The sequence below is a fragment of the Curtobacterium oceanosedimentum genome, assembly GCF_020297365.1.
Classification (GTDB): Bacteria; Actinomycetota; Actinomycetes; order Actinomycetales; family Microbacteriaceae; genus Curtobacterium.
Genome location: NZ_JAIXIG010000044.1, coordinates 1 through 17,142, shown reverse-complemented (window position 1 = coordinate 17,142; position 17,142 = coordinate 1). Strand labels below are relative to the sequence as shown.

Sequence of the window (17,142 nt, the reverse complement as noted above, 5' to 3'; positions counted from 1 at the left end):
CCGCACCCCGCTCCACAGCACCACCGAAGGGAACCACCCATGCGCATCGGCATCGACGTCGGCGGCACCAACACGGACGCCGTCCTGATGGACGGCAGCACCGTCCGTGCAGCGGTCAAGCGGTCCACCACCCCGGACGTGACCTCGGGCATCGTCGCCGCGCTCGAGGGCCTGCGCGAGCAGCACGCCTTCGGCACGACCGACATCGACGGCGTGATGATCGGCACCACCCACTTCATCAACGCGCTCATCGAGGCCCGCGGCCTCGCCCCGACCGCGGCGGTGCGACTGGGCCTGCCCGCGACCGCGTCCCTGCCGCCGTTCACCGACTGGCCCGGCCACCTGGTGTCGGCCGTGAACGCTCAGCCGTTCCTGGCGCACGGCGGCCACGAGTTCGACGGCCGCGTCATCTCGGAGCTCGACCCCGAGGAGCTCAAGCGGCACGCGGGTGCCATCGCCGCCGCCGGCATCCGCTCGGTGGCGATCTCGTCGGTGTTCTCGCCGATCAACGACGAGTTCGAGCAGCGCGCGCAGGAGATCATGGCCGCCGAGCTCGGGCCGGACGTGGCGTTCTCGTTGTCGTCGGAGATCGGGCGCATCGGCCTGCTCGAGCGCGAGAACGCGACCATCATCAACGCGGCACTGCGCGAACTCGCCGACCGCATCGTCGACGGCCTGTCCGGGTCGGTCACGGGCAGCGGCATCGACGCACCCCTGTTCCTCAGCCAGAACGACGGCACCCTGATGGACGTCGAGTACGCCCGCCGCTACCCGGTGGCGACGTTCGCCTCGGGCCCGACGAACTCGATGCGCGGCGCCGCCGTGCTGTCGGGCTTCGACACCTGCGCGGTCGTCGACGTCGGCGGCACCACGAGCGACGTCGGCGTCCTGACCGCGGGCTTCCCGCGCGAGGCCACCGGCGAGGTCGCCGTCGCCGGCATCCGCACGAACTTCCGCATGCCCGACGTGCTGTCGGTCGGCATCGGCGGCGGCTCGCGCATCCGCGAGGACGGCAGCGTGGTCGGCCCGGACTCCGTCGGCTACCGGCTGACCGAGGAGGGCCTGGTCTTCGGCGGCTCGACCCTGACCGCCACCGACGTCGCCGTCCGCGGCGGCCGCGGTGCGATCGGCGACCCGTCGCTGGTCGACGGGGTGCCCGCCGACGTCGCCGCGCGCGCCCTCGACGTCATCGCGGAGCGCGTCGCCGACATCGTGGAGCGCATGCGCACCTCGTCGGCGCCGCTGCCGGTCGTGGCGGTCGGCGGCGGCTCGGTGCTGCTGCCGGACACCCTGCCCGGGCTCGGCACCGTGCACCGCCCCGAGCACTACTCGGTCGCCAACGCCATCGGTGCCGCGATCGCCCAGGTCAGCGGGGAGGTCGACAAGGTCTACGCGATCAGCGACGGCCGCCGGTCCGCCGTGGTCGACGAAGCCCGGCAGGAGGCAGTCGACCGCGCGATCGCGGCCGGTGCCGACCCCGGATCGGTGGACATCGTGGACTTCGACGAGGTCCCGATCCCGTACCTGCCGGGCAACGCCACCCGCATCCGCGCCAAGGCCGTCGGCGACCTAGCGCTCGGAGCGCTGGTCCGATGAGCGTCACGCAAGCAACAGCCAGCGCCACCGCCACGCAGGCAGCGCCCGGCGACGCCGTCACACGAGCAACGCCCGGCTCCGCCGCGACCCTCACCGCCATCGGCACCGACTGCTCCGCCCTCGCCCGGGGCGCCGCGATCCTCGGCACCGGCGGCGGCGGTGACCCCTACATCGGCCGCCTGCTCGCCGAGGCCGCCGTCCGCGCTCACGGCCCGGTCGAGATCGTCCAGGTCGAGGACCTGCCCGACGACGCCGTGGTGCTGTCGGTCGCGATGATCGGTGCCCCGACCGTGATGGTCGAGAAGCTGCCGTCCGCAGCGCAGTTCGCCCAGGCGATCCGCAGCCTGGCCGCCTTCCTCGGCGTGACCCCGACCCACCTGGCCTGCATCGAGGTCGGTGGCGTCAACTCGACGACCCCGATCGTCGCCGCGGCCGAGCTCGGTCTGCCGCTCGTCGACGGCGACGGCATGGGCCGCGCCTTCCCCGAGGTGCAGATGGTGCTGCCGACGCTGTCGGGCGTCAGCGCGACCCCGATGGCGCTCGCCGACGAGAAGGGCAACACCGCCGTCTTCGACACGGTGGACAACCGGTGGGCGGAGCGGCTCGCGCGCACCGCGACGGTCGAGATGGGCTGCTCCGCGATCACCGCGCAGTACGCCATGTCCGGTGCCCAGGTGAAGGAGTCCTTCGTGCGCGGCAGCCTGTCGCTGAGCGTCCGGCTCGGCGAGACCCTGGTGCGGGCGCGCGAGGAGAACGCCGACCCCGTCACGGCGGTCACCGAGGAGCTCGGCGGCTCGGTCGTCTTCGAGGGCAAGGTCGCCGACATCGAGCGGAAGACCGTCACCGGGTTCGCGCGCGGCACCGCCCGTATCGCCGGTTCCGGCAGCGACACCGGCCGGGAGGCACTGCTCCGGTTCCAGAACGAGCACCTGCTGGTCGAGGTGGCCGGCGAGGTCCGCACCACGGCTCCCGACCTCATCATCACGTTGGACGCCGAGACCGGCGAGCCGATCACCACCGAGGCCCTGCGGTTCGGCGCCCGCATCCGGATCATCACGGCCCCGGCCGACGAGCGCTGGCACTCCCCGGACGGCCTGCGCCTGGCCGGCCCGCGGTACTTCGGCTACGACACCCCCGCCGTCCGCCACGACGGCACCACGAGCCCCGGCGAGACGAGCACGGGCGTGACGAGCACGAGCGGAATGAGCACGGAGGAAGACCGATGAGCTGGACCCTGGACGTCGACGACCTGCCCGACCTGGCCCGCGGCGCCGCCCTGCTCGGCACCGGTGGCGGGGGCGACCCGACCATCGGGATGCTCCTGGTGCGTGCCGCCATCGAACAGCACGGGCCGATCACGATCCTCGACCCGTCCGAGGTGCCCGACGACGCCCTCGTGATCCCGACCGCGCAGATGGGTGCCCCCACCGTGGTGCTCGAACGCATCCCGGCCGGCCCGGAACCCCTCGGCGCCCTCCGCCGACTCGAGGCCCACCTCGGCCGGACCGCCACGGCGACCATGCCGATCGAGTGCGGCGGCATCAACTCGATGATCCCGCTGCTCGTCGGCGCCACCGGTGGCCTGCCCGTGGTCGACGCGGACGGCATGGGCCGGGCGTTCCCCGAGCTGCAGATGGAGACGTTCTCGGTCTACGGGGTCCCGGGCAGCCCGCTGGCGATCAGCGACGAGAACGGCCACGGCGTCATCATCGAGACCGGCACGGACAACAAGCAGATGGAGTGGCTCGCCCGCGGGGTCACCATCCGACTCGGCGGCGTCGCGTACATCGCCGAGTACGCGATGTCCGGCCGCCAGGTGCGCGAGACCGCGGTGCCGCGCACCCTGTCCCTGGCGCTCTCGGTGGGACGGGCGATCCGGGTCGCCCGCGAGACGAACCGCGACCCCGTCGACGCCCTGGCCGAGGCCTTCGGCGCGACGATCTACACGCACCTGCGCGAGCTGTTCGACGGCAAGGTCGTCGACGTCGAGCGCCGCACGGTCGACGGCTTCGCCCGGGGCCGGGCCACCGTGCAGGGCGCGGACGGCTCCGAGCTCGAGATCCGGTTCCAGAACGAGAACCTCGTCGCGCACCGGGACGGCCGACTCGTCGCCGTCGTCCCGGACCTGATCTGCGTGCTCGACGCCGAGACCGCCGAGCCGATCACCACCGAGCGGCTGCGCTTCGGCCAACGCGTCCGGGTCGTCGGGGTCTCGACGCCCGACCTCATGCGGACGCCCGAGGCACTCGACGTGTTCGGCCCGTCGTGCTTCGGCCTCGACGACACGTTCGTCCCGGTCGAGGACCTGCACGAGCACGTGCGCCCGCTCGTCGCGACGGTCGGCTGAGCGACGACCGGCTCCGGGTCGGCCGCGCGCCGGCCCGGCTGCCGGTCGCGGCACCAGAATGGACCCATGGACCAGGGCGACCGACGTGGCGGCGGTGTGACGGGCCTCCAGGCCGACGACGCGGCCGTGTTCGGACGCGGCACCGCGCTGCTCGGCTGCGGCGGTGGCGGACGGGTCGACCACATGGTCAGCGCGCTCCGGCTCGCCCTGGGCGACCGCAGCGTGCCCGTCGTCGACCTCGACGACCCGGGGTTGGAGTCCGTGACCGCCGTCGGCCTGGTGGGGTCGACGACCGTGCTCGAGGAGAAGATGCCGAGCGGTGACGAGCTGCCCGCGGCGCTCGCCGCGGTGGAACGGTGGACCGGCCGCCGTGCGGACGCCGTCGTCGCCGCGCAGATCGGCGGGGTCACCGGACCGGCCGCAGCGCTCACCGCCCACGCGGCCGGACTGCCGCTCGTCGACGCCGACCTGGTCGGCCGTGCCGTCCCGCGCATCGACCAGCTGTCGGTGTTCATCGGTCCCGTCACCACCGTCACGGCCGCCGCGGCGACCACGAGCGGCCTGCGGATCGTGGTCGACGCGCAGCAGCCGCTCGACCTGGAGACCGTGTGGCGCGAGGCGGTGTCGCACAGCGGCGGCTGGGCGGCGTTCGCGATCGGACCGGTCCCGGTCGCGCTGCTGCGCGAGCGGGCCGTCGTCGGCAGCGTGCAGCGCGCCCTGCACGTCGGACGCGCGGTGGCCGAGGCGCGGGACGCCGCCGACCTCGCCGCCCGCACCGGCGGCCGGGTCGTCGCCCAGGGTCGGGTCGTCGACGTGCACCGCGAGGGGGACGCCCTGGCGTTCGTGCGCAGCAGCATCGCGATCCGCGACGCGGGGAGCGGGGCGATCGCCCGGGTCGAGGCGGGCAGCGAGTACGTGCACTGCCTGGTGGACGGTCTGCCGGTCGCCAGCACGCCGAGCGTGATCACCGTCGTCGACGCGCGGTCGCTCGCGCCGGTGGCGACGGACCGCACCCGGGTCGGCAACGAACTCGCGGTGCTCGTGCTGCCGTCGGCGCCGTGGTGGTGGGCGGACCCCGCCCGCACCGAGGCGGTGGCGCCCCGGGCGTTCGGCATCGACGCCGACGTGGTGCCGGAGCCGTCAGCGGAGCTGGTCCCGTGACCGCGCTCGGCGACCTGCTGCCGCTGCTGCCGTCCGGCACCCGCCTGCTGGTCGACCCCGGTGCGGACCTCTATGTCGGACCCGGTGCGGGTGCGGAGCCCGGCTCGGGGGCCGGCAGTGCATCGGTCCACGGGGTGCGCGGGGTCGTGGGGGCACCCGACGAGGTCGGCCGCTCGCTGCGCGACGGCGACGACGTCGTCGTGCTCCTGTCGCCGGTCGAACGGGCCGACGCCCGGTTCGACGTGCTGCTCCGCCGTGCCTCGGCCGCCGGGGTCAGCACCCTGGTCGTCGACGACGTGCTCGAACTCGGCCCGGGCACCGTCTCGCTCGCCGAGCGGCTGGGCCTGGCGGTGCTCGCCACTCCGGACCCCTGGGCGACCTCGGTCCGCCTGCACGAACTCATCGGCACCGGGATGGCCCCCGCAGCCCGGGCGGCGCTCGCCGCGTCACGGGTGGCGCTCGACGCCGGCCCCGAGCTCGACGACCTGTTCGCCCGGCTCGACCGGGAGCTCGGGCACCCCGTCCGGTTCCTCGACGCCTCGGGCATGGCACTCCGCGGCGGCGCCGTCGACGACGCCGCCCGCGCCGTGCTCGTCCGTCACGCCGGCACGAGCGACGTGCTGACCGCCGAGGGCGCGAGCGAGACGCTCGTCGCGATCCCGGTCGGCACCGGCATCGGGCCGCGCGCCTGGTTGGCCGTCGGACTGCCGGCCCCGATCGCGGCCGAGCAGCAGGTCGTCGCGAGTGCGCTCCGGGTGGCCGCCGTCGCCGTCGGGCACCGGCTGCTGCTCACCCGCCTCGACGACGAGCGCGACGCCCGCTACCGGATGGCGATGCTCGACGAGCTCCGCGCCGCCGACGGGGCCCCGGCCCCGCAGCTCGTGCAACGCACCATCGCCGCCGGGTGGCGGCTCGACGCCTGGCACGTCGGCGCGCGCGTGGTCGCGCGGCAGGGCGTCGACCTGGTCGCGCTCCGCCAGCAGGTCGACGCCGCCGTGCGCGCCGAGGGACTCGACGCGGTCGTCGTCGAGCAGGCGGACGGCTGGGTGCTGTGGGTGTCGGAACCCGACGAACCCGGCCGGGAGGCGGTGGCCGACACCGCGGGTCGGCTTCGGCGCGCGCAGAACGCACTCCGCTCCACCGTGGAGACCAACGTGGGTGTCGGCAGTCTGCAGGCCGGCCCTGCCGGGCTGGTCCGGACGCTCGGCGAGGCGGGCGACGCCGCCCGCCTGGCGGCCAGCCGCCCGGAGTCGGGGCACTTCGTGCACGTCGACCGGCTCGGGCTCGCCCAGCTGCTGCTCGCGTGGACGCAGACGGACACGTTCCTGCCGGCCTCGCGGCAGTTGCTCGCGCCGCTCGAACGCGGCGGCGGGGCGCTGCTGGCGACGCTCGCCGCCTACCTGGACGCCGAGTCGTCGATCGCCGAGACCGCCGCCGTGCTCGGGGTGCACCGGAACACCGTGGCCGACCGGATCGCGCGGGTGGAGCGGGTGCTCGGCGTGGACCTGTCCGACCCGGAGACCCGGCTCGCGCTGCACCTGGCGACGCGGGCGCGGGCGGGGGAGGGGGACTGAGCGCGGGGTGCGTCAGCTGCGGCTGGTCTCGCTCGTCTTGTCGGTCTGGCTGGCCTTCTCGGTCTCACGCTTCGTTGTCCCGCTCGTCTTGGCGGCCCCGCGGGCGGGCCGGGCTGCGGCGCCGGTCTCGCGCGCCGCACCCGAGGCCAGCCCGGCTGCGATGATGAACACGAAGACGATGAGCAACGCCCCGAGCAGGCCGATCTCCTCGCCGAGGAACCCGATCAGCGGCGGCCCGGCCAGGAACGCCACGTAGCCGATCGTCGCGACGGCACTGACCTTGGCGGCCGCGGTGCGGGGGTCGTCGGCCGCGGCGGACATGCCCATCGGGAAGCCGAGGCTGGCACCGAGGCCCCAGAGCACGACGCCGACGATCGCGAGCGGCACGTTGTCGATGAAGATGAGCATGCCGAGGCCGACCACCGCGACGATGGCGCTGATGCGCAGGATCGGCACGCGGCCGAACTTGTCGATGAGGGGGCTGCCCGCGACGCGCCCTGCCGTCATCGCGGCGAGGAACACCGTCAGCACGGCAGCGCCGCCGGCGTTGTCGAGCCCGTGTCCGTCGATCATCGCGAGTGGCAGCCAGTCGTTCGCGGATCCTTCGGCCAACGCCATGCCGAGCACGATCACGCCGATGAGCAGCGTGGAGGGCTGTGCCCAGACCTGCCAGCGGGTGAGCGGCGTCGCGACCGGGCTGGTGTCCGTCGACACCGGCTGCTCGAAGCGGTGCTCGTCCTGGAACTTCGTGACCGCGACGAGCATGACCGCGCTCGTGATGACGACGAGCACGATGAAGTGCCACGACACCGGGATCTCGAACCGCTCGGCCAGGGCGCCGAGGCCCGCGCCGGCGAGCGTGCCGAGGCTGAACGCGGCGTGGAACAGCGGCATGATCGTGCGCCCGCCGGCTTTCTCTGCCGCGGCGCCGGAGACGTTCATCGACACGTCGCACAGACCGTTGCCGAAGCCGAACGCGATGAGCGCGATCCAGATGGCGGCGAAGCCCCACCCGAGCGTCACCGCGACCCCGGCGAAGACCATGCCGAGCGCCAGGCACGCCGCAGCCACCTGCACGCCCCGACGAGCACCGAGCTTCGCGACGATGTGTCCGGCGAACGTCAGGCCACCGATCGAGCCGACCGCCATGCCGAGCACCAGGATGCCCATCTCGAACGTGCTCGCCCCGAGGGAGTCCCGCACGCTCGGAATCCGGCCGAGCCAGGTCGCGATGTCGAGCCCGGACAGGGTGAACACGACGAACACCGCGATGATCCAGGCCCTGGTGGTCGGGACGGTGCGGGTGGACGGCGTCGTCATGGTGGTTCCCATCGTGCTGCGGCGCGGGCGGTGGTGCGCGTTCTGGTGCCGGTGTTGCGTTGGTCGAATCGATTCGACCGCTCGTTCCGGCTACGCTAACGGGCGATGGACGAACCGGCAACAGGGCGCGGCGCGTCGCTCCCCGGCGACGGCGCTGCTCGTCGTCCGCGCCCGACGCTCGCCGCGGTCGCCCGTGCCGCCGGGGTCGCGCCCTCCACGGCGTCCCTCGCGTTCAGCGGCCTGGGCCCGGTGTCCGAGGACGCCAAGGCTCGCGTCCTCGCCGCCGCCGCCGACCTCGGGTACGGCGGCCCTGATCCCCGTGCGCGTTCCCTGCGCCGTGGTCGCTCCGGCGTCATCGGTGTCGTGATGGACGAGCGCCTGAGCGATGCCTTCCGCGACCCGGTCAACGTCCTGACGCTCGACGGCATCGCCGAGGTCGCGGGTGCCGCCGGTGCTTCGCTGCTGCTCGTGCGGAGTCCGCTCGACGACGAGCAGGGCGCCGGCCCGCTGGTCGACGCCCCGATGGACGCCGTCGTGCTCGTCGGGTGCAACGTCCGGATCGACCCCGCCGTCGCGGTGCTGCGCCGTCGGCAGATCCCCGTCGTCGCGATCGAGGCGGACGAGATCGAGGGCGCCGTGCCCGTCCAGCTCGACAACCGGGATGCCTCACGCCGTGCTGCGGAGTACCTGCAGGGGCTCGGGCACCGGGACGTGACCGTCGTGACCCTGCCCCTCGATGCCGCGCGTCGCCGCGGGCCGATCGATGACGACCGCTTCGGCTCGGGCATCGCGTTCACGACGCTCGAACGGCTGCGTGGTGTGCGGGAGGTCTACCCCGCTGCGATCGCCATCGAGACCGCCGGGAGTTCGGTGGAAGAGGGGCGTCTGGCCGGGACCGCCTTGTTCGCGGCGGACGGCCCCCGCCCCACCGCCGTCGTCGCGCAGAGTGACCTGATCGCCGTCGGGGTGATCTCGGCCGCGCTCGACGCCGGGCTCCGTGTCCCGGAGGACGTCAGTGTCGTCGGGTTCGACGGGATCACGGTGGACGACAGCCTGCTCCACCGCACCCCGATCCGGCACCTGACCACCCTGGTGCAGCCGTTCGTGCAGAAGGGTCAGGCGGCCGCCCGTGCCGCCCTGGCCATGCTCGAGGGGGCGGAGCCGCAGCCGGCGTCGTTCACGTCGGAGTTGCGGGTGGGGGACACGACGGGGCCGCCGCCGGCTTCGCGCTGATCCCACGTCGTCAGAGTTCGCCAGGTCGAGTACCTGTCGCACGGCGAACCGGTTCCGTGTGCGCCTTCATCGTCCGAATCTGCCTGTGGTGCGCTTGGACTCCCAGCGGTCGAGCTGGTGCAGCGCGTTCCGGGTATGACCGACTGCCAACATCGCTTCCTTGATGCGGGCAATCGAGAGGTCTTCGGCGGCAGCGCGGTCGAGCAGCCTCGGCATCATCTCGTCGGTCTGTCCGTTGCGATCCCACCCGTTGTTACCGATGGTGTGCAGCGTTTCAAGGAGGTCATGCTGGGCTTCGGTGAACCCGATCCATACGAGCTCAGCCGGCGGAGGTGTCTCGACTCCGATTCTCGACCTCGCCGCGTCGCACGTCGACGATCTGGAGCTTCGCCGACTTTTCAGCGAACTCTGCTCACTCGGCAGCGTCTCGTCAACCGATCGCTCCACGGACCCGACATGGCCGGTGGAGGCGCAAGGTACTGTCTCCACCGTGACCGAGGTTGATGCGAAGCCGAAGGCATGGGCAATAGCCACATTTTTCCTTGCCGGCACCCTGTCGATCCTCTTCGCCATCGTTCGTTGGACCACGCAGACTCCCTCTGAGCTGTCGCAGTGGTCATTCGGGAGGGGGATCCCTCTGCCGGGCTGGGCATGGAACGTGTTCTTCGTGGTCCTCGGCGCCGCGTTGCTCGGTTTCGCTATCTGGGCAGCGGTTCGTCACCACCGGATGAGGGGCCGCAGGTGAGTGTCCGGTAGCCGATGCGCCACCGGGCGAGGCTATAGCTGGTAGCCAGCAGGCGTAGATAGATTCGCCCGATGAGTGCGCTGCTTGCAGAGGTCCCCCCGACTGTCGTCGCGGTGGTGAACCCGAACGATGGGAACTCGATCCCGCCTTGGTTGGTCATCGTCCTTGCAGTCGCGATCGTCGGTGTGGCCGTCGTCTCGTTCCTTCGTCGCAAGCGCTGACGGGCCGCACGGAAAGCGTTGCTGCGACGTCCGGTAGCCGATCGGCTACCGGTCGTCTGCACCGGAGAACACCCGGGGTCAGTGGAGGGTGGCCTTCCACGCCTCGAGCCAGGGGATGACGTCGCGCAGGTCGTCTGTGTCAACAGAAGCGGACGCGGCCGCCCGAGCCGCGGCGCCAGCGTTCAGAGCGAGCGATGCCGGCAGGGCATCGAACAGGGGAAGGTCTGACCGACTATCTCCGATGGCACAGCAGTGATCGATCGAGACACCGTGCCCCGCCGCGAACTCGACGGCGCGGTCTCGCTTGTCGTACTCGTTGAAGTGCTCCGCCACGGTGCCGTCGTAATCGGTCCCGACGACGTGAACTCGCGGGCCGCCGTTCGCGGTGAGCCCGTGACGTTTCGCGATCGCTTCCGCAACGGGCTGCCACGCCAGAGACGCGAGGACCGGCTCGACATCTTGCTCGACGCACCAGGCAACGGCATCGTCGATCCCGGCGATCAGCGGAAGCTCCTCGAGCCAAGCGGCCACGGTCCGCGTCGGAGTTCCGCGCCATCCCTCGGCGTCGATGACGCTGACTTCCTCGTTCGTCAGCTCGCCCTCGGCGTACCGCTGCTCAGCGTCGTCGAGCGCACGTGCATGTCCGAAGCGCCTGGCCAGGAAGCTGCTGCTCGACATGGACGGAACCAGCGTGCCATCGATATCGAAGAAGACGATCCCCCGCGCACTCATGCTCGGATCGTAGTCAAGTGCACACCGCTTCCGCTGTCCCGATAGCCGATCGGCTACCGGACATGCTTGAGCAGGAGCCGGCTCCTGTGGCGATGGCGGGTGCGTCCCATAAAAGACCTCGAGCGCGCATTGAAGCAACCGAACCGCGGCAGCTCCAGATGCCGATGCCGATCAGCTATCGAGACGATCGACGGACTGCCACCAGCTCGCCGCCCCGACTAGGTTCAATTCATGCGTCGATCTAGAACTCAAGGCCTCGTCTGGATCGCTGGTGGGTGCCTGTTCGTCGTCGTCTTCGGCTTGCTGTTCTTCCTCTACCCACGCTCGCAAGCGACGTTGATCCCGCAGATCCTCGTGCCGGTCGGCGTGGTGGAGATCGTGGTGGGGGTGGCGCTATTGGTCCGCTCACGCCGGTAGCGCTACTGCGCCGTTGTCGGCACAGGACGAGCGAGAAGCGCCAGTCGGGTTCGACCACCCTGGTGTTCGGTGAGTGATCCCTCTCCGAGAAGCGAGAGCACCATGGGGCAATGATGCGTCGGTACCGAATCTGGATGGCGTGGACCGTCGGCCCGCTCACGGCGGCCTTGATGGTTCTGACGGTCATGGCGGCAGTCACGGACTTCATGCCTTGGCCACCACTGCTCGCTGCGACCGTCGCCATCGCTCTTGCCGGGACAATCCTTATTGCGCTGGGGCCGCGCGTCGCCCGACAGCAGGAACGGGAGCGCCGTGCGCAGCAGAACCAGCGCGTCCGATAGCCGATCGGCTATTGAGACGGCTGCCCCGTCGTTCTCCGGGGCTGGTCCTACTACCGCTTGCTGGCGTGGCGGCCCCGGAGAACGACAAAGGTCAGGACGATCGCCAACCCAACGGCCAAGATGAGGACGCCGTACAGATGGCCCTCGACCCTCGCAAGGAAGGACCCCGTCCCGAACACGGCAAGGCCGAAGGCGAACAAGACCCAGAGCCACGCGGGTGTGCGACGGTTTGCATCGATGTCATCTGGCATGAGCTGAAGCTACGCCGCCGCCGCCGCCGGTCGGCCGTCCGTTAGTCAATCGGCTAACGAGACGGGTTATGAGGGCCACGTCTGACCGACCGCAGCGCCAACGCGAACAGCAGTACTAGCGCGGACCGCGGCGCGACATTCTCCAGAGCCAGAGGGCTCTCCCGCCACCGAAAAGGACACACCCGGCGCCGACGCCCATGCCGCCCACGCCGGAGATGTCTGTCAGAGCCCCGAGGGCGGCAAACGCCACTATCGCGACGCCGCCGTAGGCAGCGAGAGATCCCATGGCGCGCAGCTCTTTTGTGTCCTTGCCCTTACCAGAGTCTTCGGTCACGGGTGCAGCCTGCCATGTGCTGGCGTTACGTGCAGCGCTGTGCAACCGTAGGACGGACACGCTCAGGACGAGTCCTCCTTCGCCGCCGCGTGGATCAGACTCAGAACAGACCGCTCGAAGTCCGACAGAAGTGAATCGGGCGCAGGCAGTCCAGTCCGACTGCCGGCATGTGGTTCGGACCTCAGTGCGGTTCCATCAGGGGCAGGTCGGCCGGCTCGATCACCGATCGGCTACCGCCCGACCGCGACGAGCAGGAGGGTATCGGCGCTAACTCTGTTTCCAGCCGAACTGCACGCCGATGACGACGATGATGACTGCAACGACCGCCGCCCCGACCCAAACGCACCACTTGAAGACCTGACGACCGCGTTGACTTTTTGGCAGCCAGCCGCCACCACCAGCGGGATCAGGACTCATCGACATGAGACAGAACGTACTCGAGGTGCGCCGCAAAGCCAGTGTCGACCCCGGCTGGTCAACGGTGGCGCGACGCGACCGCGCCAAATCGTCCTCGCCAGGTCGCATCCATCGCCGATGGGCCACCGGACGACGAAATCGAGGAGCGGGCCAATCAGCCGAGCGAGCTGCTGTCCGCCAGGGTCGCGAAGCTGCCGTCGAGCGCGGCCATGAACGCGGCGTGCACAGCCGCGCCCGGCACGACCGTGTCCCCGTACCGCAGGTCCGGCGCCGCGCCCGCTGCGAGGAGCAGGGGGACGACCGATCGGGCGAGGACACCGGAACCACCGGCCACGAGGATGCGCACCGTTCCACCGTGGCAGGGCCGACGGGACGGGAAAGCCACCGTCAGGGGTGCCCGGCTGCGACGTCCGGAACCCGCCAGCCACCGCGTACACGGACCGCAAGACTCAGCGGTGCTCGCGACCGGCGCGGGCCCCGACAGAGAGCAGCCCGTGCAGCACACCCAGATCGATCCCGCGATCCTCTACTTCGGCACCCCCGTCGTCCTCCTGAGCACCATCGACGCGGAAGGCGTGACGAACACCGCCCCGATGTCGTCGGTGTTCTGGCTCGGACACACCGCCGTCCTCGGCATGGGCGGCCGGTCCCAGACCGCGAGGAACCTGTTGGAGACGGGAGAGTGCGTCATCAACCTGCCCTCGGCCCCGCTGGTCTCGGCGGTGGACGCCCTCGCCCTCACCACAGGGCGCGATCCCGTCCCGGTCGGGAAGGAACGGGTCGGCTACCGGCACGTCCCGGACAAGCTCGCGGCGGCCGGCCTGCACGGGCGGCCCGGGGACACCGTCCGCGCCGAGCGGATCGACGAGTGCCCGGTGCACCTCGAAGCACGCGTCGTCGACGCGCACACCCTTGCGGGTCAGGAGCCGGGTGATGACGCGACCTTCCTGTTCGAAGCCGCGGTCTCCCGCGTCCACGTGCACGACGACATCCGCGCAGCGGGGACGACGAACCGCATCGACCCGGACCGGTGGCGCCCGCTCATCATGGCCTTCCAGCGCTTCTACGGCCTCGCCGGGGAGCTGCTGCCGTCGAGACTCGCCACGATCGACGAGGAGTGGTACCGCTGACCCGGGATATCGCCGTCCTCAGGTTCACGTCTCGATAGCCGATCGGCTATCGGACGGGTGCCTGCCGTTCGGAACGAGAGAACCGAACAGCACCATGTTCATGGCAGAACGAACGAGGCCTTCTCGTTGCGCAACATCGCGAACGGCGTCACCCACGGAACTCCGTGAGCGTTGCATGCCTCGGGGATCTTGACCTTGCTCTTGCGCAGCGGCTCGGATTTTTCCATCGTGACGACAGTCATGCCGTGCGCACGCGCGAACGCGACAAGCTGGTAGTCGGCGGCAGCAAGGAACTCGGCGACAGCCGCCGACGTGTAGTGCGCATGTGCCGCCCATTGGGCGACTGCCGTGAGGCTCGGAGCGCACGCCCCATCCATCTTCGAAAACAGGTCCGGCCTCGCTCCGGCCCACGCAGTGAGGTCATCCTTTCGCGCATTGATCTCCATGTGCACCGGCTGGATACTGACCAATAATCCGGCGGCGTAGCTGCGGTCAAGCCAGTCCCAAAATCCGGGAACGAAGTCCAAACCATAGTGAGCCTGGTTCGACTGAATGAAGATGTTCGCGTCCAGCACGTACATCACGCAACCCCCAACTTGTTGGCCATGCCCTCAAACGTGGACTGCTTCGCCGCCCCCAATAGCGAAAAGGCATCCCGATATAGTGTGCGTCCCTCCATCGCGTCCACAATCACTGCACGAGCGAAGAGCTGGCTGATTCGCAACGGTTGCGTGTTGTAGTAATCCCCACCGCTGCCCTTCCGGGTCGCGAGGTACGCCATGATCCGCTCGAGTTCCGCGTCATACCGTGTGCGGTACTCGCTCCAACCAAGGAACTTCGCGTCAAAAAATCTGCGCAACACCACCAGGGTGCTCACGCGATACAGCTTTGCCAGGCGCGCAACCTCCTGCTCAGACGGGGTGCCGGCGTACTCCAATCGCAGCGACTGCAGCGGAACCAGGACTTCAGCCGCGATCTGGTTCGCCCATCGCTCGTGGTCGTTCTGCGTCGCCTCTGCCATCGCCGCATCCGAGAGCGCACTCTCCCCTAGCCACAAATGCGCGACCTCATGCACGAGCGTGAAAATCTGCGCGGCCTTCGTGTCCGCACCATTCACGAACACCAACGACGCCATGGGGTCCGCCAAGGCGAATCCGCGGAACTCCTTTGGATCCAACGCACGGTGCGTGTTCGCGCCCACGATGCCAGACACCATCACCAGCACCCCGAGAGCCTCGATGGCGTCAATGAGCTGCCGCAAGGCCTTCTCAGCGTCGCCGAACTGCCGGCGCCGGTCAACGGTGAAACCGAGCCGGTCCCGAATTGTCGCAGCAACCTCCACAACAGACGAGTCGGACGTAACCGAACCGACGAAAGGCAACGGCTCCAGTCCGCGGTCGAAGCTGTAGCCGCGATACCACTCCTGACGGAGCTGTGCGGCATGAATTGTCTCCAGCAAGTCCGGGCTGGGTTGGGAGACGCCAGTATCACCGATAGTGCGGAAGTCCGGAATCGGAACCTCCTCCACCGGCGGCTCCTCGAGGAAGAGGTATCCGAGCGGCGCGTGCGTGGCGGTCGCGAACTCTTCTAGCTGTCGGAACGTCGGCGCTCCGTGGCCATCGGCCCAGCGAGAGAACCGCTCGAAGCGCTTACTGTCTGACCGCATGCCAGAGCGATCCAGCGCCCATCGCAGCATCGCCGGACGAACCGGAACTTGAACGCTCACCCCACACCCCTCGACTGGTCACCTGACCCTAATCGATCACCCCGCGCCCGCGCTCATCCCACTTCGGGAACCCTCGGCAGTCGACTCTTCAAAGGACGGCCTGCCCCTTGATCAGGGGTCCCCACGGCGAAGCGGCTACCGCGGCCTGCCACGCCAGGTCGCACCCACAGCTTGTCCGGTGGACGATCCACTTCCGAACGACTCTCGAGTGGAGTGCATGTAGTCAGCACAGTCGGGGGCGGTCTCGCGGAGCGCGGTGAGTGCCCGACGCTGGCGCTGGCGCTGGCGCTGGCGCCGGTCAGGCAAGCGCTGAGCACACCGACTAGTGCTCTCCCCCTCAACGGTGAGCGGGAGGTGAACCGATCGCTACGTGCAGCACCTCGCGGAAGGAGGAGTCGCCCCGCACTCCGCTGGTGTACGGATGGAAACCTTTCACCGCACCAAGCCGTCCCCTGAACCCGAGCAGGAGCGCGATTCTCACCTGCCAGCTTGCCCGTATCCCGCTACTTGCGTGCACGAGCGCGAGCACTCGCCCGTATGCAGTGAGATAGCCCGTCGCATACACGAACGGCAGCGTACCCAGCGGAAGCCAAATGGTAAGGGTGAAGCTTCGCATCTCCGCCCCGAATTCGAGGCCTGACGCCCCTCGAAGGAGGCTAGATACTGACCAAACGATGGCGGCGATCCCGAGCACGATTAAAACGAACGAGGAGACCATCGACGCCGCTCGCCCATCCTCTCTCCTACTCGCAAAGGCGTTGAGCGCTGTCGCGAAGACAGCCACAGGTAGGAGAAGAAGCTCGATCCACAGCGCGTATGAAGCGAGGCCGGCGACATACACCACTACCGCGGTCGCTCCGACGGTCTCCTGGATGAAGTGCTTGAAGAGCTTTCCGCCGTCCTCAATGCTGACGATGCCCTTCGAGAGGAGTGGCAGGCTCGCACCTACCACGATGAGCACCGTGTCTTTCGTGAGCGACGGGTTCCAAGCGGAGGTCCAGCTTCCCAGCCAGACGAGTCCGGCGATGTAAACAAAAAAGAGACCGAAGACCGCGACGATTCGCCATACAAGCATGGCGCGCAAGATTTCCAAAGCGGCGGGGACGGCTGCTCGGCGCCAGCTCGGTTTGGAGAGAACGACCAGGATCAAAATCGCCGACCACACAAGCACCGCCTCTTCGCGAGCACTGAGCGTGCCGAGGTTGTTCCAAGTCACTTCTAACTTCCCCCACGGGTGCGGTTGCGGTGAAGGCTTTTCTGAAGCTTCCGACCCGAGCGTAACGACGACTGGTGACACTTCCTGTTGGCACGACTTCGGCGCGAAGACAGTGAAGTGAGGAGCCCTTCAGCTGTTTGATTACCCTCCTGTCTGCAGGAAGCCTTCCGCCTAGGTGTCCGCAAGACGGTCGTCCGCCGCGACCTCTCCTCGGGTGGTTCAGTTCCCCTGCCGTCCCGTGCCTTCTGACCAGGGAATTCTCGAATAGCTCGTCCGCATTGATTCTCATCACGGGGACGTCAAACGTCGCAACGCGCGAGCGCTACCCATGTGCGCAGCGGTCAGCCCCGCCGCACCCCGAGCCCCACCACCGCAACCAGG

The 17,142-nt window shown here is 69.7% G+C and carries 18 protein-coding genes; 9 read left to right on the top strand and 9 right to left on the bottom strand.

What is annotated here, in order from left to right; all coding sequences use genetic code 11:
- Positions 1-39: 39 nt before the first annotated feature.
- From LEL83_RS15125 to LEL83_RS16345, 5 genes are all read left to right on the top strand, one after another.
- Positions 40-1,596, top strand: coding sequence for a hydantoinase/oxoprolinase N-terminal domain-containing protein (locus LEL83_RS15125; protein ID WP_225559436.1), 1,557 nt, complete (start codon positions 40-42; stop codon positions 1,594-1,596).
- The gene (locus tag LEL83_RS15120) at positions 1,593-2,822 is read left to right on the top strand and encodes an S-methyl thiohydantoin desulfurase family protein (RefSeq protein WP_225559435.1); all 1,230 of its coding nucleotides are present in this window, start codon (positions 1,593-1,595) and stop codon (positions 2,820-2,822) included. Before LEL83_RS15125 ends, LEL83_RS15120 begins: the two co-directional genes overlap by 4 nt.
- Positions 2,819-3,943: an S-methyl thiohydantoin desulfurase family protein gene (locus LEL83_RS15115; protein ID WP_225559434.1), complete on the top strand. Its 1,125-nt coding sequence runs from the start codon at positions 2,819-2,821 to the stop codon at positions 3,941-3,943. Before LEL83_RS15120 ends, LEL83_RS15115 begins: the two co-directional genes overlap by 4 nt.
- A 66-nt stretch (positions 3,944-4,009) precedes the next feature.
- Positions 4,010-5,104, top strand: a complete 1,095-nt coding sequence (locus LEL83_RS15110; protein ID WP_225559433.1) for a DUF917 domain-containing protein — start codon at positions 4,010-4,012, stop codon at positions 5,102-5,104.
- Positions 5,101-6,678 (top strand): helix-turn-helix domain-containing protein, encoded by a 1,578-nt coding sequence (locus tag LEL83_RS16345; protein ID WP_225559432.1) that lies wholly within the window; start codon positions 5,101-5,103, stop codon positions 6,676-6,678. The genes LEL83_RS15110 and LEL83_RS16345 overlap by 4 nt, the downstream gene beginning before the upstream one ends.
- Before the next feature lie 12 nt (positions 6,679-6,690).
- Here LEL83_RS16345 and LEL83_RS15100 read toward each other — a convergent pair whose 3' ends face one another.
- Positions 6,691-7,998: an MFS transporter gene (locus LEL83_RS15100; RefSeq protein WP_225559431.1), complete on the bottom strand. Its 1,308-nt coding sequence runs from the start codon at positions 7,996-7,998 to the stop codon at positions 6,691-6,693.
- A gap of 105 nt (positions 7,999-8,103) precedes the next feature.
- On the opposite strand from LEL83_RS15100, the gene LEL83_RS15095 reads away from it, so the two are divergent.
- The gene (locus LEL83_RS15095) at positions 8,104-9,231 is read left to right on the top strand and encodes a substrate-binding domain-containing protein (RefSeq protein WP_225559430.1); all 1,128 of its coding nucleotides are present in this window, start codon (positions 8,104-8,106) and stop codon (positions 9,229-9,231) included.
- A gap of 66 nt (positions 9,232-9,297) precedes the next feature.
- Here the strand turns inward: LEL83_RS15095 and LEL83_RS15090 are convergent, their stop codons facing one another.
- Positions 9,298-9,804 carry a hypothetical protein gene (locus LEL83_RS15090; protein WP_225559429.1) on the bottom strand — a complete coding sequence of 169 codons (507 nt, stop codon included), beginning with the start codon at positions 9,802-9,804 and terminating at the stop codon, positions 9,298-9,300.
- Between the two features lie 243 nt (positions 9,805-10,047).
- On the opposite strand from LEL83_RS15090, the gene LEL83_RS15085 reads away from it, so the two are divergent.
- Positions 10,048-10,197, top strand: coding sequence for a hypothetical protein (locus LEL83_RS15085; RefSeq protein WP_225559428.1), 150 nt, complete (start codon positions 10,048-10,050; stop codon positions 10,195-10,197).
- 78 nt (positions 10,198-10,275) lie between these two features.
- On the opposite strand, the gene LEL83_RS15080 is transcribed toward LEL83_RS15085, so the two are convergent.
- The gene (locus LEL83_RS15080) at positions 10,276-10,929 is read right to left on the bottom strand and encodes an HAD family hydrolase (RefSeq protein WP_225559427.1); all 654 of its coding nucleotides are present in this window, start codon (positions 10,927-10,929) and stop codon (positions 10,276-10,278) included.
- 231 nt (positions 10,930-11,160) lie between these two features.
- Between LEL83_RS15080 and LEL83_RS15075 the strand changes: the two genes are divergently transcribed.
- Entirely contained in the window at positions 11,161-11,346 is a 186-nt protein-coding gene (locus tag LEL83_RS15075; protein ID WP_225559426.1) for a hypothetical protein, read from the top strand.
- 391 nt (positions 11,347-11,737) lie between these two features.
- Here the strand turns inward: LEL83_RS15075 and LEL83_RS15070 are convergent, their stop codons facing one another.
- The 3 genes from LEL83_RS15070 to LEL83_RS15060 all read right to left on the bottom strand — a co-directional run bounded on the left by LEL83_RS15070 (position 11,738) and on the right by LEL83_RS15060 (position 13,035).
- Positions 11,738-11,938: a hypothetical protein gene (locus LEL83_RS15070; RefSeq protein WP_225559425.1), complete on the bottom strand. Its 201-nt coding sequence runs from the start codon at positions 11,936-11,938 to the stop codon at positions 11,738-11,740.
- Positions 11,939-12,539: 601 nt separating this feature from the next.
- The gene (locus LEL83_RS15065) at positions 12,540-12,695 is read right to left on the bottom strand and encodes a hypothetical protein (protein ID WP_225559424.1); all 156 of its coding nucleotides are present in this window, start codon (positions 12,693-12,695) and stop codon (positions 12,540-12,542) included.
- Between the two features lie 148 nt (positions 12,696-12,843).
- A complete protein-coding gene (locus LEL83_RS15060; RefSeq protein WP_225559423.1) occupies positions 12,844-13,035 on the bottom strand; it encodes a hypothetical protein in 192 nt (63 codons plus the stop codon).
- Between the two features lie 148 nt (positions 13,036-13,183).
- Between LEL83_RS15060 and LEL83_RS15055 the strand changes: the two genes are divergently transcribed.
- On the top strand, positions 13,184-13,819 hold the full coding sequence (locus LEL83_RS15055; protein ID WP_225559422.1) for a flavin reductase family protein: 636 nt from the start codon (positions 13,184-13,186) through the stop codon (positions 13,817-13,819).
- Positions 13,820-13,917: 98 nt separating this feature from the next.
- Here LEL83_RS15055 and LEL83_RS15050 read toward each other — a convergent pair whose 3' ends face one another.
- From LEL83_RS15050 to LEL83_RS15040, 3 genes are all read right to left on the bottom strand, one after another.
- A complete protein-coding gene (locus tag LEL83_RS15050; RefSeq protein WP_225559437.1) occupies positions 13,918-14,400 on the bottom strand; it encodes a DUF4411 family protein in 483 nt (160 codons plus the stop codon).
- A complete protein-coding gene (locus LEL83_RS15045; RefSeq protein ID WP_225559421.1) occupies positions 14,400-15,545 on the bottom strand; it encodes an ImmA/IrrE family metallo-endopeptidase in 1,146 nt (381 codons plus the stop codon). Before LEL83_RS15045 ends, LEL83_RS15050 begins: the two co-directional genes overlap by 1 nt.
- A gap of 337 nt (positions 15,546-15,882) precedes the next feature.
- Complete coding sequence (locus LEL83_RS15040) at positions 15,883-16,761, bottom strand: hypothetical protein (RefSeq protein ID WP_225559420.1); 879 nt, start codon at positions 16,759-16,761, stop codon at positions 15,883-15,885.
- Positions 16,762-17,142 lie beyond the last annotated feature (381 nt).